The sequence below is a fragment of the Rubripirellula lacrimiformis genome, from assembly GCF_007741535.1.
Taxonomy (GTDB): Bacteria; Planctomycetota; Planctomycetia; order Pirellulales; family Pirellulaceae; genus Rubripirellula; species Rubripirellula lacrimiformis.
Genome location: NZ_CP036525.1, coordinates 7,329,833 through 7,353,692, shown reverse-complemented (window position 1 = coordinate 7,353,692; position 23,860 = coordinate 7,329,833). Strand labels below are relative to the sequence as shown.

19 protein-coding genes are annotated in these 23,860 nt (G+C 57.7%); 6 read left to right on the top strand and 13 right to left on the bottom strand.

The annotated features are described in order from the left end of the window. Positions 1 to 209: 209 nt before the first annotated feature. Positions 210 to 1,238, bottom strand: coding sequence for a D-alanine--D-alanine ligase family protein (locus K227x_RS25625; protein WP_145174705.1), 1,029 nt, complete (start codon positions 1,236 to 1,238; stop codon positions 210 to 212). A 65-nt stretch (positions 1,239 to 1,303) separates the two neighbouring features. Then, complete coding sequence (locus tag K227x_RS25620) at positions 1,304 to 2,335, bottom strand: putative zinc-binding metallopeptidase (protein WP_246146260.1); 1,032 nt, start codon at positions 2,333 to 2,335, stop codon at positions 1,304 to 1,306. A 230-nt stretch (positions 2,336 to 2,565) separates the two neighbouring features. Here K227x_RS25620 and K227x_RS31540 point away from each other — a divergent pair, with 230 nt between their 5' ends. Both K227x_RS31540 and K227x_RS25610 read left to right on the top strand, forming a co-directional pair. Then, positions 2,566 to 3,996, top strand: a complete 1,431-nt coding sequence (locus tag K227x_RS31540) for a GTPase (RefSeq protein ID WP_315854325.1) — start codon at positions 2,566 to 2,568, stop codon at positions 3,994 to 3,996. A 34-nt stretch (positions 3,997 to 4,030) separates the two neighbouring features. Next, a complete protein-coding gene (locus K227x_RS25610) occupies positions 4,031 to 4,963 on the top strand; it encodes an isoaspartyl peptidase/L-asparaginase family protein (RefSeq protein ID WP_145174702.1) in 933 nt (310 codons plus the stop codon). A 4-nt stretch (positions 4,964 to 4,967) separates the two neighbouring features. Here the strand turns inward: K227x_RS25610 and K227x_RS25605 are convergent, their stop codons facing one another. From K227x_RS25605 to K227x_RS25585, 5 genes are all read right to left on the bottom strand, one after another. Further along, a complete protein-coding gene (locus tag K227x_RS25605) occupies positions 4,968 to 5,948 on the bottom strand; it encodes a type II secretion system F family protein (RefSeq protein ID WP_145174699.1) in 981 nt (326 codons plus the stop codon). Positions 5,949 to 6,049: 101 nt separating this feature from the next. Further along, positions 6,050 to 7,018 carry a type II secretion system F family protein gene (locus tag K227x_RS25600; RefSeq protein ID WP_145174696.1) on the bottom strand — a complete coding sequence of 323 codons (969 nt, stop codon included), beginning with the start codon at positions 7,016 to 7,018 and terminating at the stop codon, positions 6,050 to 6,052. Positions 7,019 to 7,142: 124 nt separating this feature from the next. After that, positions 7,143 to 8,462 carry a CpaF family protein gene (locus K227x_RS25595; protein ID WP_145174693.1) on the bottom strand — a complete coding sequence of 440 codons (1,320 nt, stop codon included), beginning with the start codon at positions 8,460 to 8,462 and terminating at the stop codon, positions 7,143 to 7,145. A 633-nt stretch (positions 8,463 to 9,095) separates the two neighbouring features. Further along, positions 9,096 to 9,473 carry a hypothetical protein gene (locus K227x_RS25590; protein WP_145174691.1) on the bottom strand — a complete coding sequence of 126 codons (378 nt, stop codon included), beginning with the start codon at positions 9,471 to 9,473 and terminating at the stop codon, positions 9,096 to 9,098. 164 nt (positions 9,474 to 9,637) lie between these two features. After that, a complete protein-coding gene (locus K227x_RS25585) occupies positions 9,638 to 10,195 on the bottom strand; it encodes a hypothetical protein (RefSeq protein WP_246146258.1) in 558 nt (185 codons plus the stop codon). 394 nt (positions 10,196 to 10,589) lie between these two features. Between K227x_RS25585 and K227x_RS25580 the strand changes: the two genes are divergently transcribed. Together K227x_RS25580 and K227x_RS25575 are read left to right on the top strand one after the other, a co-directional pair. After that, a complete protein-coding gene (locus K227x_RS25580) occupies positions 10,590 to 13,028 on the top strand; it encodes a DNA gyrase/topoisomerase IV subunit A (protein ID WP_145174689.1) in 2,439 nt (812 codons plus the stop codon). A gap of 197 nt (positions 13,029 to 13,225) precedes the next feature. Beyond that, positions 13,226 to 15,142, top strand: a complete 1,917-nt coding sequence (locus tag K227x_RS25575) for a DNA gyrase/topoisomerase IV subunit B (RefSeq protein ID WP_145174686.1) — start codon at positions 13,226 to 13,228, stop codon at positions 15,140 to 15,142. On the opposite strand, the gene K227x_RS25570 is transcribed toward K227x_RS25575, so the two are convergent. The 3 genes from K227x_RS25570 to K227x_RS25560 all read right to left on the bottom strand — a co-directional run bounded on the left by K227x_RS25570 (position 15,139) and on the right by K227x_RS25560 (position 19,124). Beyond that, positions 15,139 to 17,592, bottom strand: coding sequence for a redoxin domain-containing protein (locus K227x_RS25570; RefSeq protein WP_145174683.1), 2,454 nt, complete (start codon positions 17,590 to 17,592; stop codon positions 15,139 to 15,141). The two genes, K227x_RS25575 and K227x_RS25570, sit on opposite strands and share 4 nt — an antisense overlap. Positions 17,593 to 17,727: 135 nt before the next feature. Then, entirely contained in the window at positions 17,728 to 18,045 is a 318-nt protein-coding gene (locus tag K227x_RS25565; protein ID WP_145174680.1) for a hypothetical protein, read from the bottom strand. Between the two features lie 209 nt (positions 18,046 to 18,254). Further along, positions 18,255 to 19,124 carry a hypothetical protein gene (locus K227x_RS25560; protein WP_246146257.1) on the bottom strand — a complete coding sequence of 290 codons (870 nt, stop codon included), beginning with the start codon at positions 19,122 to 19,124 and terminating at the stop codon, positions 18,255 to 18,257. Between the two features lie 880 nt (positions 19,125 to 20,004). On the opposite strand from K227x_RS25560, the gene K227x_RS30885 reads away from it, so the two are divergent. Both K227x_RS30885 and K227x_RS25555 read left to right on the top strand, forming a co-directional pair. Continuing rightward, positions 20,005 to 20,304, top strand: coding sequence for a hypothetical protein (locus tag K227x_RS30885; RefSeq protein ID WP_218933530.1), 300 nt, complete (start codon positions 20,005 to 20,007; stop codon positions 20,302 to 20,304). A gap of 478 nt (positions 20,305 to 20,782) precedes the next feature. After that, positions 20,783 to 21,061, top strand: coding sequence for a hypothetical protein (locus K227x_RS25555; RefSeq protein ID WP_145174678.1), 279 nt, complete (start codon positions 20,783 to 20,785; stop codon positions 21,059 to 21,061). 53 nt (positions 21,062 to 21,114) lie between these two features. Here the strand turns inward: K227x_RS25555 and K227x_RS25550 are convergent, their stop codons facing one another. The 3 genes from K227x_RS25550 to modA are packed head-to-tail and all read right to left on the bottom strand — an operon-like array spanning position 21,115 to position 23,551. Next, a complete protein-coding gene (locus tag K227x_RS25550; RefSeq protein ID WP_145174674.1) occupies positions 21,115 to 21,795 on the bottom strand; it encodes an ATP-binding cassette domain-containing protein in 681 nt (226 codons plus the stop codon). Beyond that, entirely contained in the window at positions 21,792 to 22,688 is an 897-nt protein-coding gene (locus K227x_RS25545) for an ABC transporter permease (RefSeq protein ID WP_145174671.1), read from the bottom strand. Before K227x_RS25545 ends, K227x_RS25550 begins: the two co-directional genes overlap by 4 nt. Beyond that, on the bottom strand, positions 22,685 to 23,551 hold the full coding sequence (modA, locus tag K227x_RS25540) for a molybdate ABC transporter substrate-binding protein (protein ID WP_218933529.1): 867 nt from the start codon (positions 23,549 to 23,551) through the stop codon (positions 22,685 to 22,687). The genes K227x_RS25545 and modA overlap by 4 nt, the downstream gene beginning before the upstream one ends. Positions 23,552 to 23,860 lie beyond the last annotated feature (309 nt).

Genomic DNA, 23,860 nt, shown 5'->3' with positions numbered 1-23,860 from the left:
CCTCGCAGAGGCGAAAGCATCATGCCGGTGGCTTCGGCCACCGGATTTGGCATCCCCCCAATCATCTTCTCGGCCGGGCCGCCTGTGGGCGGCCTGGCCGAGAAGATCAAGATTGCGTTAGTCATCGCTATCCGTGCGGCCCGCCCCACGGCAAAAAGCTGCCGCCGCTCCGCGGCTAAGCCGGACGTTCTCTCACCTTGGCTGTCCAACTAGGTGGCCATCCAGGCGGCTTTGTAGCTTAGCCCCAGGTTGACGATCCGCTGCAGCAGGGCCTCGTAGGTGATCCCTGCGACCTCGGCGGATTCCGAAAAGTCTTCGCCGTATTCGATGTTGGGGTTTGCGTTGGCTTCGATCACATAGATACCGCCCGCAGCGGTCATCCGCAGGTCCATGCGGGCATACCCGCTCATGCTAAGCGCCCGATAAACTCGCTTGCAGATTTTCGAGATACGATCCTTCGTGACCGGGTCAAGATCATCCGCTTCGCGGGTCGTGATGTTGTTTTTCTCTTGGTACTTGCGATTGAACTTGACGGTTCGGGTGGCGATCTTTGCCACGTCATCGGGCATCTTCCCGAAATCCATCTCCCAAGCGGGAAAGGTTGTTAGTCGAGTGTTGCCGACGACGCCCACGTACAGTTCGCGGCCTTCGATGTACTGTTCGGCGATCACATCGTCTTTGGTTTTGTCGTGCAAGAACGCGACCCGTTCGGCCAGCGCTTCGTCGGTGTGCACGATCGATGCTTGGGCGATGCCAAACGATGCGTCCTCGATGACCGATTTGACAAACAGCGGAAAGGACAGCTTCTTGGGGCGATGGGTTTTGCGGCCAAACGGAAAGACGGCGAAGCGGGGTGTTGGGATGCGGTGGTAGGCCAGCACTTTTTTCGACAGTGCCTTGTCTTTGCTGAGCAGCAGTCCCCGTGGGTTGCATCCGGTGTACGGTTGCTGCATCAGTTCCAGATAGCTGATCACGGCAAAATCGTAGGTCACCACGCCATGGAATTCTTCCAACAGCATGAACGTGATGTCGGGTTCGAATTCCTGCAGCGCGTTGCGGATCGGGGCCAAGTCGTCGTACACGCCCAGCGGCAGCACTTCGTGCCCGAGGCGTCGCAGCGTTTCGCAGACGTCAAATTCGGCTTTCCAGGGATCCATTTCAGCGTCGCTGATCCCCTTCAACGTCAGCGGCGGGACGTGTCCATCGCGGACCAGCACTAGGATACGACGTTTAGTCATGCTGCACCTCGCCCGCGACCAGATGGTTGGACTGGTTCGAAATCACACCCGCTGGCGACACCCATTCAAACCGCGACACGGTGGCGTCCTTCGTGCAAGAAATTGGTCGTTCGAACAGCCACCAGGATCATCGCGTTGCGTTTGGTTTCGTCGGCCGATCCACCGACTCGCAATTTCAGCTCGCGACAGCGTTCAATCATTTCCTGGATCACTTGGTCGATGGTGTAGGTGTATTCGCCGGTCCAGCGGGCGACAGAGATTCGCAGTTCGGAACGAATCCGGGTCAGAAATGCGGCGGCCGTCACGTTACGTTTATCTGCCGGAGTGGTCGGAAACAGTTTGCGCAGATCATTGTCGTAGATGCTGGGGTAGTCCACGCCGTAATGTTCGCGTTTTCGCTCGTAGTGCGTACGCAGGGTCTTGCGACAGCGTGAAATGGGTTCCACCGTGGCCCGGGAACTGACCGGGGATTTTTTGCCTCGGATCGATTTCATGAAATCGTCGACGGCGTGGAGTTTTTCGATCGCTGGCCAGTCCCGATATCGTACTCGCCACCGCGATCCTGGCCGCAGCCAGACGGCGAATGTTTCCGCAAAATCCTCTAACGGGTGGGCTTGAGCGTACCACATCTCTAGATGCAGGACATGATCCTTGCTGGACGGTGTCGGGTTGTAGTATTCCGGATACGGTTCGGACGCCTTGCCAAACAATTGGCGATACAGGGCTTTGCGGCGCAGCCGATAGGCGGTGTCGATCGCATGGCCGGCTTCGTGGCGAAGGATTTTCATGCACCACTGGTGGGTGCCGCCTTCGACCTCTAGCAGTTGTTTGCGTTCCAGCCGCATCAGCCGGGGGTGGGCCAGATAGAATGGGATCGCGATGCCGGGGATGTCGTCGGGCGAAAACCATTCCTCGCTGAGCCAGCAGTGTGGCCTGAAATTCAGACCTCGAGCGACCAATTCCTCGTTGAGTTGCTGGATTCGTTTTTCCAGCGGAGTGCCGACGATCGACAAATTCAAGTCGCACATCCGCATATCAAGCAATTCGTCGTCGCTCTTCGAATTCAGGTCCGGATCGTTGGACCTTCCGCTCGGCAACTTTGGGCTCGGCCGTTTGGGGGTGGGGAGCCGAGAGCTTTGCGATTCGTGACGCGGTTTTTTTTGACGTGGCTTTCCGGACGCCATGTTTCCAAAATCATCTGCGGGCGAACTCAACCGATCATCACGTACGAGTGACAATCCAGTCGGGTGCGTTAGTCTATTCGACTGGTCGCATTTGTCTTCACCCTAAATGCATCTTCCTTCCAAACAATCGTTGCGGATTGATCGTGGCTAACGTTGATCGTCATTCCCCGTCCGTCGTCGCGCCTGCGGGCGAAACTTTCGCGTCGATCATCACCGGCGTGGGACGCAGTGCTGTGGCTGTGATCGCAGTCTACGGAGACCGCGTTTCCGCGATCGTCCAGCAACACTTCCTGCCCGCCACGACGACGGCCTTTCGCCCGGGACAGATTCGCTACGGAATCTGGGGACAGAGTTCGGTTCAGGGGGCCGTAGCAGAATCAGCCGCATCCGAATTGACCGCATCGCCATCGGTCGCAGAACCATCGACTGCAGCACTACCAATCGCGGGCGAATCCATCGTCGTGGTTCCCATTGCCGACGATCGCTGGGAAATCCATTGTCACGGTGGCGTCGCGGCGACGGACCGCGTGATGGATGATTTGACGCGGTCCGGGGTGCATCCGCAGTCGCCCCAGCAATACACCCAACACATGACGCCATCGGTTTTGGTGGCCGAGGCACACCAAGTGCTTTCCCAGTGCGTGACGACTCGAACCGCTGCGATCGCGCTGGCGCAGGTCCGCGGTGCGATGGTCGATTGGGCCACTGGATGGCGGGATCGGATCAACGCGGCGTTGGTGGCGGGGCAATCGACGTCCCCGGATCGGCTGCCGGGCGATGCGCGGCTTCCCGATGACGGACGGGCATCGGATTTCGATGCGATTCGCCACGAAGCGGCTCAGATGACCCGCCGGGCACAGCGCACGGTCCGCTTGGCCGATCCGTCTCGCGTGGTCCTGGTCGGGGCGCCCAACGTCGGCAAAAGCAGCTTGGTCAATGCGATCGTCGGCTATAACCGCAGCATCACGATGGATATCGCCGGGACCACTCGCGACGTCCTGCACGCGGATACCGTCATCGATGGATTGCCGATCCGTCTAAGCGATACTGCGGGCATCCGATCCAGCCAAGAACCGATCGAACGCGAAGGCATCCACCGGGCCCGGACCGCCGCTAGCCAGGCAGACTTGGTGATCCGGGTGCACGAGCCGCAAACCACGTTCCCCCGACATGATTCGTCCATGGCCGCATCGGCAGATTCGCGGGAGATCGACGAATTGGATGCCGGAACCGGGGGCGTGCCCGTGATCCATGTGATGAACAAAGTCGATCGGTTGGCCGATTGGGTTGCGAACGATTCTGGCACCAAAAATTCTGTTACCACGGATTCTGTTACCAAGGATCCTGTTACCAAGGATCCAGCGGTGATCGATCCCGATTGGCTGCCCACGGTGGCGACGACCGGGCAAGGGATCGATGATCTGATGCAGACGATCGCGGCGCGGTTGTCCGATGGTTTGCCGCCCGCAGGGGCACCGGCGGCGATTTGCCCACGTCAGGCTGACGTGATCGCGGCCATCGCAACGGCGACGGAACTTTCCACATTGCCCCGGTTGATCGAAGAACTTTTGTAGTCGAACCAATTTCCAATTACTAGGATCGGACAAGATGGCGGATTCAAATCAACGGTGGTCGATTGCGATCCACGGCGGTGCCGGCGGCGGTCCTGCAAATTGGGACTCGGCCAAGAAAGCCGCTCGCCAGGAAGGGTTGCAGCGAGCCCTCGACACTGGCGTCGCTTTATTGCAGCACGGTGCGTCGGCCATCGATGTGGTCGAGGCTGTGATCATCGTTTTCGAAAACGACGCGAACTTCAACGCTGGTCGCGGGGCTGTGTTGACCGAGGACGGGACGGCCGAATTGGACGCATCGATCATGGACGGGGCCACGCTGGGCTGTGGCGCGGTGGCGGGCGTGCGCACGGTGAAGAACCCGATCGGGTTGGCTCGGTTGGTGATGACCGAAACGCCGCACGTGTTGTTGGCCGGTCCGGGGGCCGACGAGTTTGCGACCGATCAGGGCGTCGACGCGGTCACGCCGGACTACTTTCTTAGCTACAGCAGCCCCAACGACGATGTCGCCCCCGATACGCCTCCGCATTTCGGTACCGTGGGCTGCGTCGTGCTGGACACCATGGGCGATTTGGCCGCCGGGACCAGCACGGGGGGGACGTCCAAGAAATTGCCCGGCCGTGTCGGTGATTCGCCGATCATCGGCGCCGGAACCTTTGCCGCAAACGATACCTGTGCGGTCTCTGGCACGGGATTGGGCGAGGAGTACATTCGCGCCGCGGTCGCCTACGACGTGGTCGCGCAGATGCGTTACGCCGGTCGGTCCTTGGACGAAGCGGTCACGGAGATCATGACTCGCCGTTTGAAACCTGGCACGGGCGGATTGATCGCCGTGTCACGCGACGGACAGGTTGTGATGCAACACAACACGCCCGGGATGAACTGTGGGATGGCCGACAGCAGCGGTCGCCGACAAACATCCTTTGCGTTGCCCGATGGTGGCCGAACGCCCCGGTCCACCGGCGACTGACCGACTATTTTTCCAACATGTTTCGATACATGTTGATACCGGCAGGTCCAACCAGCACGACAAAGATGCCTGGAAAAATGAACAGCACCAACGGGAAGATCATCTTGACGGCTGTTTTGGCAGCCTTTTCTTCCGCAATCTGACGCCGTTTGATTCGCATCGAATCGCTTTGGACACGCAGTGCATTGGCGACACTGGATCCGAACTTGTCCGCTTGGATCAGGATCGACGCCAACTGTTTCAGGTCGTCCACGCCACTTCGGAATCCGAGTGCCTGCAGCACTTCGCTGCGAGTCCGTCCGAACTGAAGTTGTTGGTTGGCGATCCCGAATTCTTCGCCGATCGTTTTATGGCTCTTCTCCATCTCTTCGGCCACTTTACGCAGCGCTTGGTCCATCCCCAAACCGGCTTCGACACAGACGACCATCAAGTCCAATGCATCGGGCAGGCCCAGGAAGATTTTCTCTTTGCGTTTCTTCCCCAAGTGGCCCAGGGCCAGCGACGGCAATGCGAAACCAGCGACCACACCGCCAGCCAGTTTCATCAGCATGCCTTGGTTGAAACCATCGGTTAGCAAGCCGACCGCACCACCGAGGAACAGACCGACGCCTGCCAAAATCAGTTGCAGACCTTTGAAGACGACCGGAGCGGTTTCGCGGCGGAATCCCGCATTGACCAGCTTCTCGCGAAGTTGGCTCATTTCTTTCTCGTTGCCCGTCACCGTCTTTTCCAGCGGTGAGGTCGCCTTTTCCAGAACGGCCGCCAGGGCTTCGTTCTTCTTGCGTGATTTGTCTGTATCGCTCAGTTCTGCCACGCTGCTGCTGCGAGTGCGCAGTGCATCCAACCTTGTTTCGGCGGTTGGTTTGTCATCACCACTGACGCGCCCAATCACCAGCCATGCAACCGTTGTGACGGCAACAAAGACGGCGATCGAAGCGATGGTGGCGGTGCTGAGCGATGCGAAAAGGATCAGCGAAGTTAACATGACAAATATTCCTTGCAAAAGGTCTGGAAACGACCGATGCGATGCGTGAACTGACGCGGTGGCTGTGGGGCGGTTGTGGAGCGAATGAAAAGTACGATGGACTAAACTTTGATCGTGATGATTTTGCGAATCACCAAGGCACCGACCAGCTGGGTGACCAGCGCGGCGCCCAACATGTATCGACCCAGTTCATCCGTGAACAGCATCATCACGTATTCGTAGTTCAGCTTTAGCATCACCAGGAACAATACCGGCGGCAGAGCCAATAGCACGGCACCACTCATCCGGCCTTCGCCGGTCAACGCTTGAATCGTTCCCAGGATCATCAACCGTTCACGAACCAAGTGTCCGATCTTGTCCAAAATTTCGGACAGGTCACCCCCGGTTGTGCGTTGCAAAACAACCGCGGTTGCAAAGAATCGCAGGTCCATGTTGGGGATCCGTTTGGCCATGTCATCGATGGCTTCTTCCAACGGAATACCCAGGTTTTGTTCTTCAAAGCAGCGTCCGAATTCTGTCGCTAGCGGCGCTTCCATTTCCGATGCCACCAAACCGAATCCGGCGTTCAGTGAGTGTCCGGCGCGAAGCGATCGGCTTAGCAGTTCCAAGGCTTCGGGCATTTGATTGCCAAACTTGGCCAATCGACGTTTGCGTTTCATCAGCAACCAACCCACCGGCAATCCCACCAATAGGGCGCCGACGATCGGAGCAATCAGGATCGGCACCGACGTGACCAAGCAGATCACAAAGCCAAAACCAAAGGATGCCAGACAGATCAGGGCGAACTTGGCCGGCGCCATCTGTACGTCGGCTTGGTCCAGGTAATCCGACAACGCCGGCATTCCCGATGTCAAACGCGACAGCAAACTGGTGCCATCGTCCCCTTCCATCCGCAACAGCGACGCTTGTTCAACGTCACCCTGGGCGCCACCGCGACGACGCGATGCCATCGCAGATAGACGATCCTCGGTAGCCGTGGAATCGTCCGTAGGCATCAAGACGTTCACGGCGAAGGCAACCAGCGATGCGACGACGACGCCGATCACGAGAGCAATGACTAGTCCGGACATGGGATTGGGTTCTAGGTTTTAGGTTCTAAGTCTTAGGAAACGCAAACGGTCAGTGGGGTGACGTTGGATCCGGGGGTGGTGGGTCGATGGCCACGCCCCCGGGTCCTGCTCGCCTGGCACTTCGCTAGGCTTGCATCATGACGCGTTCGCGGAAGGCGCTGGCGGGCAATCGCACGCCGGCGGATTCCAGTTTGTCCATGAAGCTGGGGCGAACTCCGGTGCACTCGAAGTGACCGAACGCTTTGCCCTCTTCGTTGATGCCCTTTTGGACATATCGATAGATGTCTTGCAGGATGACCGTGTCTTGTTCCATCCCGACCACTTCGGTGATCGCGGTCACACGGCGAGGTCCGCCCTGCAATCGGTTGGCTTGGATCAGAACGTCGACGGCACCGGAAACCTGTTGGCGGATGGCTTTGACCGGAAGTTCAAATCCGGACATCATCACCAGGGTTTCCAAACGGGCGATCGCGTCACGCGGCGTATTGGCGTGAACCGTGGTCATCGATCCGTCGTGACCGGTGTTCATGGCTTGCAACATGTCCAACGTTTCGCCACCACGGCATTCGCCGATGATGATTCGTTCGGGACGCATCCGCAAAGCGTTTTTGACCAAGTCCGTGGCGGTCACCGCTCCGTTGCCTTCGATGTTGGCAGGGCGAGTTTCCAATCGCACGACGTGATCCTGTTGCAGCTGCAATTCAGCCGCGTCTTCGATCGTGACGATTCGGTCATGGTGATTGATGAACGACGATAGCGTGTTCAAAAGCGTCGTTTTACCCGAACCGGTACCGCCGGCGATGATGCAGTTCAGGCGGGCTTTGATACAGCCTTCTAGCAGCATCACCATTTCAGGTGTGAACGCTTTGTAGTTCAGCAGGTCTTCTAGTTTTAGCGGGTTCGAACCGAATCGACGAATTGACACGCAGGCACCGTCAAGTGCCAGGGGCGGGATGATCGCGTTGACCCGCGAACCATCGTCCAAACGCGCATCGACCATGGGCGACGTTTCGTCCACGCGTCGGCCGACTTTACTGACAATCCGGTCGATGATTTGCAGCAGGTGTTTGTTGTCGCGGAATTCAACTTCCGACTTCTGCATCTGGCCGCCTTTTTCGACGTAGATGTTCTTCGGGCCGTTGATCAAAATATCGCTGACCGTGGGGTCCTTTAGGATCAATTCCAATGGACCAAGACCCAGCACTTCGTCGATCACTTCGTCGACGATGCGTTCGCGTTCTTGGCGGTTCAGCAGGGTGTCTTCCGCGTCGCAAAGGTGTTCGACCACCATGCGGATTTCGCGTTTTAGCGTATCTCCCTTCAGGTCGCCCACGCGAGACAAGTCCAACTTGTCAACCAACTTGCCGTGGATGCGGCGTTTGATGTCTTCAAATTGTTGTTGACGATCGGCGTCAGGTTTAGCCTGTGGGGTGCCCGTGCGCATCGTTGTAATGTCCTTGGTTGATATAACCGTTAAGTCTCGTGCTGCTGTTCTCGATGGGCCATCGCCACTAAGCGATGACAGGAGAACGGTGGTGAGGCTTGCAACGTTTGTCCGGTCGTTTTTCGCCATCGATGTGGCGGAAAGACAACAAACGTTAGAAAGACCCACGCAAAGATAGAACGTAAAACGTGCGCAGGCCGGAACAGCGTTAGACTTTTTGTAGGTCGCACTGTTTTCCAGGAGTGCCGGACCGGACCAGCGGTCAACGCGGGCGCAGCGACGCACCGAACGTTGGAGTAGCGGAACTCGTCAAGAGTTTCGTCGATGGAGTGAGCCGTGATCGCGTAAGCGGCCGGGAATCCCCCCCCGATGATCATTGCCGATGATCGTTCGGATCGATCGGCAAACTGTTGGCGACTTCCGCTACGTCGCCCGCCCGAATGTTCCTGCTGGGTACGGCTCTCGCGAACCACCGACTGATGGGTTTCTTGCCTTGTCATCTCGGGCCACCTGCTGGTCTGTTCGTCGGGGCCGGGTGCTGGTGCTGCGATCGGCGCACGAAAAAAGCCGAGTGCCTCTGTTTCCAGAGACACTCGGCTTCGCGCTGCGTTAGAAGCGGCAGATCCTGGTGATTTACCAAGGGCCCCGTACATAGTACGTACCGAATTGATCGGTATGACTAGGCCAGATAGGCGTCGGTTGGAAATTGCCCTGGCCGGCGCGAGGCTGCGAATGAGCGCTGCGGCCGAACTGGTGGTGAATCGGATACGTCTTGTTCTGGCTGACGCCCCACGACAAGGTTTGTCGCATGTGGGCGGTCGGCGGAACCACCAAAGCCAATGGTTGGCCGTAGCTTTGGTTGTAGTAGTTCCCGTGCCAAGGACGGTTCATCGAATAGTTGTGGTTCCAAACCTGAGCCACCGCATACGGGTCGCCTGCTTGGGCGGTCGTGCCGTTGACCGCGACCGCCGAGGCGATCAAACCGGCGGCGAGAATGATTCGGTGGATCATGATTGAAGTTCTCGGAAGACAAAGGGGGTTGGTAAAGGAACCATCGGTACTGCGGACTCTAAGATGGGCAGATCCAAAGTGGTCCGCATCATTCGCCGATGTCCGGCGAATGTGCCGGTGTCAGCGATTCCAACGATTCGATGGATCGTAAAATCCAGCTGCCGTTAGCGAGGGATCCGCAGGAAGTTCCAATACAGGTTACTTGCTGTTTGGCGGACAGGCGGGCTGTAATACATCGCACGGGTACGATTCATGCCGCGCCCGTTGTCATAATTGTTGTGAAACTTATTTTTATGCCAATAAAGCATTTCTTCGGGATAGAACGGTTGATACGTCATGTGCGTGTGCCCGACATTTGCTGGCACCGGCATCGGTGACACGTACATCTTGGCGTTGACACCGTTGGCGTTGCCCTTGGTGTAATAGTTGTAGAACAGGTCGGGTTGGCCATAGCTTCGATTGACCACTCCACCGGACATGTCGCCGACGTAAGATCCGCCGCAGTTGCCGCTGGCGCAGTTTCCGGAACCGCTGCTGACCACTTCGCCCTGGGATCCGTAATCGCCCGCGTACTGGCTGCCGGTGAATCCGCCTTCGACCTTGACGTCGCTGACGACTTGTTCGCTAACGATGTATTCCTGAGCCTCGGCCGAGGAACCGCAGAATGTGGTCAGGGCAACCGCCAAGGCGGGAACCAGAGTGTGGATAGATCGAAACTTCATGGCTCGGTTCCTCCGTGAACCTCGTCCCCAAACCGGTTTCACCAAGGGTGTTGTTCGGTTTCGGTGGGCAATGCTTGATGGGGCGCCGGTGGAGTCCATTCGTAGGAAATGGCCGTCGACGCAGTGATTCTTTGTTCCGCAGGGGGTTGTTGGCGAACCCCAGGCTTCGTTGATTTCGGCTTTTCAGCATTGCCGGGATGATCTTTGCAATCTGGCACCCTCAGATTCCCGCAACCGGTGGGGTCAGAATCATGAGATCTGCAGGAACAATCGGTCGTAGCCGAAGATACCGCAGGGGGGCCACAATCGACTCGTCTGGCGTGATCGGCACAAACTGCCTAACTTCTCGGCTCGGCACCCCTGCAAACGATTCACAGACAAGGAAGCTTCTGGCGTGGCAAAGCGTCGTAAACGTAATTCGAAGGCAAATGGCGGTTCGGGCGATGATTCGCTCTTTGATGCCATCGGCGAGAATCTGGTCGGTGTCCCCCTGCGCCAAGCGGCCCAGGAAAAGTACCTCAACTACTCGCTATCGGTCATCACCAGCCGCGCCCTGCCAGACGTCCGAGACGGGCTGAAACCGGTCCAGCGGCGGATTCTATACACCATGTCCGGCCAAGGGCTGACGGCGACCAGCAAGCACGTCAAGTGCGCCAAGGTCGTCGGAGACGTGATGGGGCGGTTCCACCCACACGGGGACAGTTCGATCTACGAAGCCATGGTGCGGATGGCACAGCCGTTCTCGCTGCGGATGCCGTTGGTCGACGGTAGCGGGAACTTCGGCAGCGTCGATGGCGACAATGCGGCGGCGATGCGGTACACCGAATGTCGGATGTCACCAATCGCCTCGGAAGTGCTGGCTGACCTGGCCACCCGAACGGTCGCCTTCAAACCCAACTACGACGGCAGCCGCGAAGAACCGGTCGTGTTGCCCAGCCGTGTGCCCAATTTGCTGGTCAACGGAGCGACCGGGATCGCGGTCGGGATGGCGACCAACATTCCGCCGCATAACCTGCGAGAGGTCTGCAATGCGCTGCTGAAACTGCTGCGCGATGCCGAAGTCAAAGACTACCAATTGGTCGCCAATGACGCGGTTCAGGGACCGGATTTCCCCACCGGTGGGCAGATCACCAATACCAAGGACGAACTGCGCGACATCTACGCCACCGGATCCGGCACGATCAAACTGCGCGGGACGACCAAATTGGTCAAGATCGACGGCAATCGCGTGCTGCAGATCGATTCGATCCCGTTCGGCGTCAACAAAGCGTTGATGGTCGAACGGATCGCCGAAATCATCTACAGCGGCAAGTTGCCCTTGGTGACCGAGGTCCGTGACCTTTCGACCGAAGACATTCGCGTCGACCTGGTGCTGAAAAAGGACGCTGACGAAAACAAAGTGTTGGCGTACCTGTTCAAGCACACGCAGCTGCAGAACAACTTCAACGTCAACTTGACGTGTTTGGTGCCGACTGAAAATCCAGAGGTCGGGGCACCCAACCGGCTAAGCCTGAAAGAAATTCTGTGGCACTTCCTGCATTTTCGTTTGGATGTCGTCACGCGGCGGCTGGAAAATGAATTGGCAGCCCTGGAACGTCGGATTCACCTGCTGAACGGGTTTGCGTTAATCTTCGACGCGCTGGATGAAATCATTCAGATCATCCGTCGCAGTGATGGGAAAGCCGACGCCGCAACCAAAATCATGAAACGATTCCCACCCACTGCCAAGGGCGGTGGGCTGGACGAAGATCAAACCGACGCGATTTTGGAGCTCAAGCTGTATCGCTTGGCCCGTCTAGAAATCAACCTGATCCTGGACGAACTGAAAGACAAGAACAAACGCGCACGCGAGATTCGCAAACTGCTTAGCGAAGCGACCGACGATACGAATGCATCCGGGCGATGGCAGATCGTTCGTGGTGAAATCGAAGCCTTGATCGAAGATTTTGGCAAATCGGATGCCGCCAAACGCCGTTCGTCGATCGACACGGTCGAAGAAGAAGAATACACGGCCGAAGATTTTATCATCGCCGAGGAATGCCATATCCTGGTCACAACCGATGGCTGGGTAAAGCGTCAAAAACAGATCGCCGATCCGTCGAAGAGCCGTCTGCGTCAGGGCGACAGCGTGCTGGCCTGTGTCGCCGGCAGCACCCGCGAAACCATCGGATTCTTCTCGTCGATGGGCGTCTGCTACACCGCTCGCATGATCGATGTGCCCGCATCAACAGGGTTCGGCGAACCGATTCAAAAACTGTTCAAAATGAAGGACGGCGAGAAGATCGTTGCTGTGATGTCCTTTGACCCCAGGGTCATCGGTGACATTTCCGAAGATCCGAAGAAACCCGATCTGTGCCCCCACACCCACGCGTTGGCCGCCACCACCAACGGGTTTGCACTGCGATTTGGTCTGCAATCGTTTGTCGAACCATCGACCCGTAACGGTCGCCGCTTTGCCCGTGTCGCCGGTACGGCGCGAGTCATCGATGTGGTCGCGATCCACGGCAGCGAAACGATTTTGGCGGTATCGCGTGAATGTCGGGCGATGGTCTGTCCGGCCGAAGAAATCAACTATCTATCGGGTGCCGGAAAAGGGGTCACGTTGATCCGTCTGTCTGCCGATGACCAATTGTTGGGGTTCAAGCCGTCGACAGGAGACCGAGATCTATTGACGGTGGTCACCAATCGGGGTGCCAAGAAAACCATCTCGACCGCCAAGTATCGTGTCACCTCACGGGGCGGTCGGGGCAACGAGATCCAAAAGAATGGCAAGATCGACGAGATCGTTTCGCCCCCGCTGGAAGCTCCGCCCGTCTTGGACGATGACGCTTAAATCACCGGTGGAACCGTTTCGCCGGTTTCCACAGGATGCCACGGGACACGCGAATCATTGCTGGCGGCCGTAGATGTGGATTCGGTGGCGTTGATTCGGTGACTGCGATTCTCTGGCTATGATTCATGGGGGGCGGAGTGATCCTTCGCCCTCACTACCCCCCCCCTTTGTTCTCCAACCATCACCATCTGTTTTTCATGTCGACTGCAACCAAACGTTACGGTGGTGATGACATCACCGTCTTGGAAGGGCTTGAACCAGTTCGCAAACGTCCCGGGATGTACATCGGTGGCGTTGGGTCCCAGGGGCTGCATCACCTGATTTGGGAAGTCGTCGACAACAGTGTTGACGAAGCGATGAACGGCCACGCGACCGAGATCACGGTCACCCTGCAAAAGGACGGTCGCACCGTTTCGGTATCAGACAACGGCCGCGGGATCCCTGTTGATCGAAACAGCAAGACGAAAAAATCGGCACTCGAAACCGTTCTGACCGTGTTGCATGCCGGTGGCAAGTTCGACGAAGGGAACTACAAGACCGCAGGCGGATTGCACGGTGTCGGTGCATCGGTCGTCAACGCCCTGTCGAAAGAACTGATCGCCGTCATCAAACGCGATGGCGTGCAGTATCGGATGACCTTTGCGAAGGGGCACGCCACCAGCAAGTTGCAGAAGCTAAAAGGTGCGGTGCGTGGAACCGGGACGACGATCACGTTCACGCCTGATCCAACGATCTTCCCCAAAACCGACTTCGACAGCGGGCTGATCCGTGCGCGTTTGGAAACGGCCAGCTTCCTGCACCGTGGCGTCAAAGTCACCTACATCGACGAAGCGGCGAAAACAAAAGAAACGTTTCTGCACGAACAGGGCATCGTCGACTACCTGGCCAAAGTTCTGAAAGAACGCAGTGCTCGGGCGATCCACGAACTGCCCTTCACGCTCCGCAAAGACGATTCCGACGCGCGGCTAGAAGTCACTGTCCAGTGGACCGAGTCCACCGACGAACATGTCCGCAGTTACGTCAACGGGATTCCCACCGGCAGCGGCGGGACCCACGAAAACGGGTTCCGCAGCGGGCTGAACAAAGCTGTTCGGAACTACATCGATACCCACAGCTTGACGCCACGCGGTGTCAAAATCACGACCGAAGATATTCGCGAAGGGATGGTCGCCATCCTGTCGGTGTTCATCTCCGAACCGCAGTTCCAAGGACAAACCAAAGACCGGCTGAACAATCCCGAAGTGCAGGCCACCGTCGAAGCCGCTGTTCGCCCGGCGATGGAACAGTGGATGAACAACAACCGCAGCGTCGCCGATTCGGTGATCGCGCGGATCATCGCCGCCGCCCGAGCTCGCGAGGCTTCTCGCGCGGCATCCAACGCGATTTCTCGAAAAGGCGGCAGCAAACGGACGATGTTGCCGGGCAAACTTTCCGATTGCGTTTCCGGTGGCAAAGGGAATTCCGAACTGTTCATCGTCGAAGGTGATTCGGCCGGTGGGAGTGCCAAACAGGGGCGTGACCGGAACCATCAAGCAATCCTGCCGCTGCGTGGAAAGGTGCTGAACACCGAAAGCGCGACGCTAAAGAAGATCCTGGAAAACAAAGAAATCCAGGATCTGGTGGCTGCGTTGGGATGTGGGATCGGTCCGAGTTTGGACTTGGCCGCCCTGCGTTACGATCGAGTGATTCTGTTGGCCGATGCCGATAGCGACGGCCATCACATCACGACCTTGTTGTTGACGTTCTTCTATCGCCACATGCCAGCCTTGATTGCCGGTGGGCGGTTGTTCATCGCGGTACCCCCGCTGTACCGAATCGATCTTGGCAAAGAAACGTATTGGGCGGCCGATGAACCGGATCGCGAACGGATCATCCGAGAACACGGGGGGCGTGCCAAGCCGGAAATCACTCGCTTCAAAGGCCTCGGCGAAATGATGCCCAAGACGCTGTGGGAAACCACTTTGGACCCCCGCACCCGTCGCCTCGAAAAAGTCGAAATCGACGACCACTTGGAAACCGATCGCATCATCAGCGATCTGATGGGACGCGACGCATCGGCTCGCTTCCGTTTTATCATGGACCGCGCCGAACACGCCGAAGCGATCGACGTTTAGGGCAGGTTCAGCAGTCGCTTGGATTCTTTCAGCAAGAAATCGACGTCGTTGAACGGTTCATAACCGATGTCTTGCCAGCGAACTTTGCCCTGACAGTCGATCAGGAAAGTACCGTGCAGCGGCTGGTCTTCGAAATCGTCCCAGCAGCGGAAGGACCGGAAAATGTGCTGGTCGGAATCCGACATCAACGGGATCGACATCTCCTGGTCGAACGATTCCAGGCCCGTTTTCAGTTCGTCGATGCTTTCGGTGCTGAGCGCAACCACATCGATCCCCATGTCTTGGAACTCTTTCATGCGGGGCTGGAACGTGTGCAACTGTTCGATGCAGTGCAGGCATCCAAATCCCAGATAGAAAATCATGATGTGTGGTTTCCCATCATACTGGTCGCCGGCAACCAGGGTCCCGTCCGCCATCTTGGCGCCCCACGACTCGCTGGCGTACGGTCGCCAACGAAACGGTCCCAGGGTGTCCAGCGGCGGTCGTTGACCCAAGTCATCAGCCGGTTCGGCAGCGATTCGCCAGTCGCCTTCGATCTTGGCGGCATCGGCAACCGGTTGCAGTTTTGCCAGCAGCGGCGTGGTCAGATCGGCCACTGCCGCCAACGAACGCAGCTTTTCGAATTCGCGAAGTGCCTGTTCTTTGTCGCCGATCTTCCATGCTAGATCGACCAACACCGCTTGCGGGCGGACTTCGCCTTTGCCGGACTTGGCGGCTTTGCGAGCCGCTTGCAGGGCTTCGTCCAAGTCGCCCGCCTGGGCCAGCCACTGGGCTTCGATCACGGCATCCAGTTTTGCAATCTTGGCGTTGCGGCGGAATGCATCAAGGTCTTTTCGGCGTGCTGCCGATGCCGCGGCAACGCGTGCGATGACTTTCTTGATCCCGTCTAGATGTTTCTTGATCTCGTCGCGACTGGGCGACTCGGGTGCATCGTCTTGTTCCTTGGAATCCGCATCGTCGGTTTTCTGTGGTTCCGCCAGGTCCAACAGTTGACCCTGCAGTGCTAGTTTGCGGCGTTGGAGCGAGCGGTGGATCCGCGCCCCTTCAGATGGTTTGCCATTGTCCGCTTGGAACTGGGCGACGGCTAGCCATCCCATCCATTCTTCTTGTTCTTTGGCGTCGTCGGTGGGGACCAGGAACATGCCGCCGGCTTCCCCCAGCAGGTCGTCCCACAGTCCGTATTGGGTCAACGTTTGCAGCAAGCGTTGACGCCCGTATTTGTAGCTGCCGCCTTTGGCCAGCGAGTTGTATTTGGGGTGACGCGGCAGCGAGACTAAGTTGCGAGCCAGGTCCAACGCGTCATCGACACGACCGACATGCAACAGATTCCGGACCAACCATTCGTTGTTGTGGGCGAAGTTATGGATCTGGTCAGGCATCAGCCGGTTTTGGATCATTTGGGCATGGTCCACGCGAGCGGATGCTTCCTGTTGCCAGGCGGCGTCGTTGTATCGTTTCAGTTTCGAATAGATGTGTCCGGGCATGTGCCACAGGTGCGCGATGCCGGGGCCGGACGGACCACACTTGGCCGCAGATTCCAAGGCGTTCTCGGGACGTTTGGAATCCCACAGGTGGATCCGATAGTGATGGGCCGGGTGCATGGGGTTGGCGTCGAAGATCTGTCCCAATAAAGCGTCCACGGCGTAACGGCTGGCCAGTTTTACTCCGTCACGGTCGCCCATCCACAACGCCAAAACCAAGAACGCTCTGGCTTCCACGTCGTGCGGGAATTCATGCAAGATGCCTTCTAGGTCAGCGATGTAACGTTCGGTCCGTTTTCGTTTGGCATCTTTCTTTTCATCGCTGGTCGGTTTCTTGGCGTCGTCATCGACGGTCTTGGGTGTCCATCGATCCAAGGCTTCGATGTACAGCCGCTCGCGACGATCGGTGTGCTTTTCCCTTCGCTCCATCGCCTTGTCGATGAAACCCCGGGCTCGGGTTGCATTGTTGATGTTGGCCATGGCCAGCCCCCAATATCCCATCGCCATGTCCGGATCTTCGCTGACCGCTTGCCGGAACGACCGTTCGGCTTCCAAGTACCAGAAACCGTGCAGCTGGCCGACGCCCTGTTCGAAGAACTCCTGCGCGGATCCCGATTCGCTAGACGTGGGAAAATCGACCGCCGGGATTCCCGCAATCCGGTGCGCCGCTTGCCGTGGTCCTTCGTTGAACGCTTCGCCGTGATAGCTGTGGCCCGCATCGGTGACGTCGGCATCGGTGACGTCGGCATCGGTGACGTCGGCATCGGGGGCGGTTGCCTCTGTGTCGGTTGCCTCTGTGTCGGCGTCGGGGGCTGGCTTTTCCGTTTTGGATGCTGCATCCGGGGTGACGGATTTGTCTGGTGCGACAGACTTGTTGGGTTCGGCACCCGTCACGGGGGCCGCGCCGGTGGTGGGCGGCACAGAAAAACAAGCAAACGCGGTCAGAATCAATAGGTGGCGAGCGAGCATGGAGGGACCGAGAACCGATGGGGAGGGCAATCAAGGTGGGCAAACGCCGGCCATGGGCGGCCCGCGTTTTTGCCATTGTAGTCTCGCCAATGGTCGTCTTGCCAAGTCTGCCACGTCGCTCGGCTGATTCCATGATTAGAAGCGGCGGTGGACGACGCGGGCATGCCGGCCGATCACATAGCCGAATTCCCATGCATAAGCCTCGGCCGTCGATGGCTGGGGGAACACGGTCGCGTGAACGGCCGAGCACCATTGGCCAGTGCCAATCTGCAGGAATCGGTACTCAGCCACACTGGACTCGGCCGCGTCGGGGGCCTGGTTGAGGTCCAGGTCGAGGGGTGTCAGACGCTGGATCAGGTATCCGCCTTGGGTGACTTTCCAGTCGTTTTGGTCGAAACAGGCCTGGTCGTCTGAAGCCTGATCGTCCCAGCTCTGTTCATCAAAATCGTACATCTTGTACCGTCCTTTGCGAGAAGGTGGCTATCGCAGCGGTCCGAATCTGTTCGCGAAGATTCGCCGCAGCGACTGGGATGGGAAACCGATCCGAGCAAGATGAACGACCGTTTTGACACGTTCGGTCAAACGTCGTGGCCAGCTTTTGCTAGCGATTTACCAACCAGACAATGGGGCGTCGGAAGAAACAGGTGTCCGGTTGATTGGCGTCAACGCGACAAGATTGCCATCGATACACCGTAGTACCACGAATCGGCGCTGCGGCCTTCGGTCGTGATCAGATACCGGCCAAAACCGCTGATCCGGACTCGCGGCGACCACCAAAAATGAACTCCAGCTTCCGGATAGATGGCCGCCAGAGCACCGTCGAAATCGAACTCGGTTTCTCCGTCTTCATCGACCGCCCCGTCATCATCGTTGTCGACGTTGTCGTCCTCCGCGGGGCTGCGCGTGCTCGATGCACCCAAGAACAACCCGCCGCCGACGAAGGGAGCTAAGCGTGTCGGGGTCTGAATCCGCAGGCCGGTTTCGCCACCCACGTAAAAATCTTTGTCATTGGCGGCCGCGATGAATCCAAGCCGTGAGGTCAGGTAGGACGTCTGATAGCCGGTGACACCGATCTCGATACTTCCCAGCGGATCCGGTGTGTCGCCAATCGCAGTCAGACCGCCCGACAGATACCAGCCCGCGAAATCTCTGACAAAGCGAGCGTCGGCTGCTTGCTTGATCTTTTTCAGCAGGTTGGTCTTGCGAGCACCGTTGGCATACTTTTCCGCATAGGCTGGATCGGTCATCGCCCACCGGGATCTTAGGAATCCCGTCGGCACCAGATTCAGTGTCGCCGCTTCGCTACTGGCTTTCCGGGTTGCGTCATCGTCCAGCTCGCTGTGGAACGATTCCGAAAATGTCTCCTCATCGGGTGGTGGCAACTGAGCGCTGGGGAAATCTTCTTCGCCGCTCTCGATCACGACGTAGGGATCCTGGGCAGGTGCGATCGAAGCCACCGATGCGACGCAGGCCGCGATCACGAACGCCGTCACAGCGATCCACCGGTCCGATCGGATTTCGCTGAGTTTCATGAATGGGTTTCCCGACCTTGACCGCTCTGCCGAACCGGACGACGCAAATGCAAGGCATTTCTAGGCAGCCAGCGAGTCTGGTCGCAAGTGTGATTGCCGGATCGTCGTCGCTGCGCTCCTTGTTCCGGCCTACTTCCTACTTTCCGGTCGTTTAGCCGTGAACAAAGAGAGCGATTCGCAAGCGCAGCGTTCTATCAGCGGCTGGAAACGGAAATCACCAGTCGCTATTTCAAGCTGTCGCAGCAACGCGAATAGTGAATTCCAAACAACTCAAGCCTCAAGCGTCGAAAGCCATTGGAAGAAAATAGGATCGTTTCAGTAGCCAAGCTGGCCGACGCTACGTACGTCCAGCCGTGAACGAGGGATCAATGATGCCATCGCAGGAAGCCCGTCCGCAGAATGGAGCAAAATCTCGTTCCCAAATTCGATTAGAATCAACCAAACGAATCAGCGAGCCTCCAGCGTGGAGCAATCGCCCTGGGCAACGGGCGATGGCATGGTCCAATCTCATTTACTCAAAGTCACTTGCTTCGTTCACGGCGGCGTCGGCAAAAAACTTCCGTTCGACGACCTAGGGATTGTAGAGTTCGCGAGGTTGGCTTTGGGGATTCGATTCGTGTGCAATCAGTGCGGATTAGTGTTCCCAAAAACTTGGCTGCGCCGAACACTAATCTTCGCTAATCAATCACTAATTTAGCTGCTGTTCTCGTCGGGATACGCACACGACCGGTCGGCCAACATGGTTTGGCCGCAAAGGCCCTTCGGGCACGCCTTCGTTGGTGATTCACGTTCGCTGGCGTATCATTCGCTGTTCGTTATCCAAATGTCGATCGCTTAGTTCAACATGGCGTCGGCAAAACCTCCCGTTGGGCGACCCTAGATGGAGCCTTTTCACCAACTCTCAATACCCAACTCCGCAGTTCCGAAACTTGAGTCCGCGATCCAGTCGCTGGGTGTCTCGACCGAGGTGCACAGCAACCCGATCCTTGTGCACAAACACGACGGCTTCTCAACGCTGGTCTGTGATCGTGATGGTTTGCGATTTGTCGGTGATATCGGTCCGTCTCCTGATGATCCTTCTGTTACGTTGCTGGTGTACGCCAACACCAGCGATCATGGACTGCAGTCCGAGATTCGCCTGCACCTCGAATCTCTGGGCGCAATGTGGGGCTACCACTGACCCGAAGCGGATGCCGGATCGCCGAATATGGTTTTTACGCTAGTCGCTGCGTGATCTCCTTCACTCTTTGGCAACGGGCGATCGCATTGGTCCAATCTCATTTACTCAAAGTCACTTGCTTCGTTCACGGCGGCGTCGGCAAAAAACTTCCGTTCGACGACCTAGGGATTGTAGAGTTCGCGAGGTTGGCTTTGGGGATTCGATTCGTGTGCAATCAGTGCGGATTAGTGTTCCCAAAAACTTGGCTGCGCCGAACACTAATCTTCGCTAATCAATCACTAATTTAGCTGCTGTTCTCGTCGGGATACGCACACGACCGGTCGGCCAACATGGTTTGGCCGCAAAGGCCCTTCGGGCACGCCTTCGTTGGTGATTCACGTTCGCTGGCGTATCATTCGCTGTTCGTTATCCAATGTCGATCGCTTAGTTCAACATGGCGTCGGCAAAACCTCCCCTTGGCCGACCTGGACCAAGCCAAATGAACTTCTTCAAACTGTTCGCGCACGGTGACGGTTTGGACGTTGATTCGTACTCCGCTGCTGACCCGATCGGATTTGATCGCGTCTGGCACAGAGGCGACCAACACTACAAGTCAAATGGCATCGAGAAGCTGCTGGGCGACGGAAATCGTCTTCGTCTTCGCGATCAAGATCGCATCGGAACCCAGTTCCTCGAACAGTACAAATCCGAACTCACTGAACTAGCGAAACTTCTCGGCCTAGACTGGACTTTGTTGATAAACGATTTTGCAAACTGAATGTCACTCGCATCTTCGTTGGCGAATCTTATGATTGGTCCCGTTTGATCGCATCAGTGGTGTTTGTTTGTCGATGGGGTCTGCGGTTCAACTGGCCTTCGCTGCGATATTTTTCCGTCGGCAAGGTCCCAGTGATGGTCGGCTAGCGAAGCGGCTTCTTGCGAATCATGGGTGACGTGCAGAATTGCGGTTCCTTGATCCCGGCAGAGTGATCGCAGGAAGTTCTGCATCGACGTGCGAGTGGCCTCGTCGAGTGCGCTGAGCGGTTCGTCCAATAGCAACACGGCGGGGTGAAACGAGACGGCGCGGCCCAGTGCGACGCGTTGGGCCTCGCCGCCGCTGAGGTGGCGTGGCCGCCGATCCAGTAGAGAGTCAATGCCAAGCGACTGGGCGACTGAGTCGACTCGATCCGCGATAGCCCGCCGTGAATACTTTCGTTGACGAAGTGCGAATGCCAGATGTTCCCCGACCGTCATCGACGAAAATAATGCCACGTCCTGAGGCACGTAACCGATCTGCCGTCTGGCGGGTGGCCAAAGGGTGACGTCCATCCCGTCGATCCATACCGATCCCGCAGCGACTCGGCGGAGCCCACAAATGGATTCCAAGATGGTTGTTTTGCCCTGTCCGGTTTGTCCCATCAACACGGCGTACGACCCTGGGGCAACCGACAGGTTTAAGCCCCGTAGTGAGAAATCGCCAGCGTGAATGTCCACTTGTTTCAGTTCGATCAACGTAGCATCCCTTCGCCGATCGATCGCAGTGCGATCAACACCGCCACCGCAATCCCGACCATCAACAGTGACACCGCGACGGCGGATCCGAGTTCACCGACACTCAGCTCCAAATAGACGCTGGTCGACAAAACCTCGGTTCGCATTCTGGTTGCCCCGGCGAATACCAAGATGGGGCCAAATTCGCCAAGGGATCTGGCCCACGCGATGGTCGTGGCGGCCAACATGCCGCGACTGGCCTGGGGCAATGCGACTTGAAAGAACGCTTGGCCGCGATTGCATCCCAAGGTTTGGGCGACCTGTTCGGCGCGGGGGTCCATCTGTTCAAACGTGGCTCGCATCATCCGCACGGCGAAGGCGCAGGCGACGCAAAACTGAGCCAGGATGATGGCCGGCCAACGGTGGGTGACCGGAAAACCAACCCGGTCGCGGAGCCACGATTCCAGCGTCCAAGCATCCGCCCCCGATCCGATCGACCAATGGAACAGGATCAGGAGGCTTAGCCCCAAAACCAGCGGCGGTAGCACCAGCGGAATGTCCGCTAACAGTTCGACCAGTGATCGTCCAAAAAATCGAAACCGGGTCAGCACGTAGGCCAGCGGAGTGGCAACCCAGATCGACGCGATTGCCGAGACGGTGCACGTCAACAACGTCAGTCGGATCGATGCTAATATCTCGGGCTTGCCGATCGCTGTGCGAAAATCGTGTAGCGATGTGAAGGCGACGTCGGCGACCAGCAACAGCAAAATCAAAACGACAAAGCAGGAAGCCAACCCGCCGGTGACCAGATAGAAAGGAACGTCCGATCGATTTTTCAGCGGCAGCGGCTGGTGGGGATAAGTGCGGTCGGTGTTGTTGGGGACAACGGACGTCGGCTGTGACGGTGCGGTCATGGCGTGCCCTGCGATTTAGGTTCGCCGTCTGGAATGGGGCTGGGGCTAGAGTCGACCTGAAAACCAAAACGGGCGTAGATCGCTTGTCCGCCATCGGGTGACTGCAGAAACTCGATCAATTCAATCGCTTTTTCGGGATGCTTGGATCCCACCAACAGTCCTATTTCCAATCGTGCCTTCGCATCTTGCAGTTCCGGCAACTCGATCGCTTGCAGTTCTGGATAGGTCGTCAGCATGGCTTCAAAGATAATCCCCGCGTCGGCTGTTCCCAGTCGAACGTCATTGGCGACCTCGGTCACGGATGTCCGAAACGCCTTGGTGGATCGTTCCAAGGGGATCCAATGATTCGAGCCGCGAAGAGCCAATCGTGTGACGTGCCCCACCGCAGCGGTTTCAGGGTTGGCTTGGACCAACACCACGTCTTTGCGCTCTAAGTCACTTAGCGAGTGAATCTGTTTGGGGTTCCCGCGGCGGACCACGGCGATGGCGCGGGTGGTGGCAAGCGGGAACGACTTCGCGATCAAATCCTTGGATTCATCTTTCGCAAGGTAACTTTCATCGGCCGGCAAATACAAATCGCCATCTGCGACGATGGCGATGGTCGAAATCAACGTTTGGGATGCACCGTACTGGACCGTCACCTCGGTACCGTTTCGGTGCCGATACTCGGCCAAGACGGCATCCATGACGGGTCGGTTGCTCGATGCACAGTAGACGTGCAAACTGCCACGCCCAGTGGCGTCACTGGGATCGGATTCCATGGTTGGATGGGAATCAAACGCCAACAGAACCAGACAGAACACGGCAAGAGCCAGCGATCCCGTCATGGCTGCGAATGTCCGCCATTGATGATTCTTCGTCACAGCGATGGTTGGCCAGCAAAACAGAACGGACGCACCAGCTTGAAAGGCGATGGCAGAGTGATCGGTGGGAGCCCCAGCCGACGCCATTGCACCTACTCTGGTTTCACGTCACTCTCAGGTCGGTATTATTGAGCTCCGCTAAAGATCGTGCGAGAAAAAAGGTGTCCGCCCCCTTTTGCCGGGAACCGGCCCTTCGGGTGCTTCGCACAAAAGTTTGGGTGCTTCGCACAAAAGTTCGGGTGCTTCGCACAAAAGGGGGCGGACACTTCATTTTCGCATCGTCCTAAGCTACGGACTTGGCCGACCCAG

Excerpts from the sequence above, each read along its gene's own strand:
- K227x_RS25600 (WP_145174696.1), bottom strand. The coding sequence starts at position 7,018 with ATGTCCGGACTAGTCATTGCTCTCGTGATCGGCGTCGTCGTCGCATCG.
- K227x_RS25585 (WP_246146258.1), bottom strand. The coding sequence starts at position 10,195 with ATGAAGTTTCGATCTATCCACACTCTGGTTCCCGCCTTGGCGGTTGCC.
- K227x_RS25595 (WP_145174693.1), bottom strand. The coding sequence starts at position 8,462 with ATGCGCACGGGCACCCCACAGGCTAAACCTGACGCCGATCGTCAACAA.
- K227x_RS25590 (WP_145174691.1), bottom strand. The coding sequence starts at position 9,473 with ATGATCCACCGAATCATTCTCGCCGCCGGTTTGATCGCCTCGGCGGTC.
- K227x_RS25560 (WP_246146257.1), bottom strand. The coding sequence starts at position 19,124 with ATGAAACTCAGCGAAATCCGATCGGACCGGTGGATCGCTGTGACGGCG.
- K227x_RS25570 (WP_145174683.1), bottom strand. The coding sequence starts at position 17,592 with ATGCTCGCTCGCCACCTATTGATTCTGACCGCGTTTGCTTGTTTTTCT.
- K227x_RS25610 (WP_145174702.1), top strand. The coding sequence starts at position 4,031 with ATGGCGGATTCAAATCAACGGTGGTCGATTGCGATCCACGGCGGTGCC.
- K227x_RS25605 (WP_145174699.1), bottom strand. The coding sequence starts at position 5,948 with ATGTTAACTTCGCTGATCCTTTTCGCATCGCTCAGCACCGCCACCATC.
- K227x_RS25625 (WP_145174705.1), bottom strand. The coding sequence starts at position 1,238 with ATGACTAAACGTCGTATCCTAGTGCTGGTCCGCGATGGACACGTCCCG.
- K227x_RS25575 (WP_145174686.1), top strand. The coding sequence starts at position 13,226 with ATGTCGACTGCAACCAAACGTTACGGTGGTGATGACATCACCGTCTTG.
- K227x_RS25565 (WP_145174680.1), bottom strand. The coding sequence starts at position 18,045 with ATGTACGATTTTGATGAACAGAGCTGGGACGATCAGGCTTCAGACGAC.
- K227x_RS25545 (WP_145174671.1), bottom strand. The coding sequence starts at position 22,688 with ATGACCGCACCGTCACAGCCGACGTCCGTTGTCCCCAACAACACCGAC.
- K227x_RS30885 (WP_218933530.1), top strand. The coding sequence starts at position 20,005 with ATGGAGCCTTTTCACCAACTCTCAATACCCAACTCCGCAGTTCCGAAA.
- K227x_RS25555 (WP_145174678.1), top strand. The coding sequence starts at position 20,783 with ATGAACTTCTTCAAACTGTTCGCGCACGGTGACGGTTTGGACGTTGAT.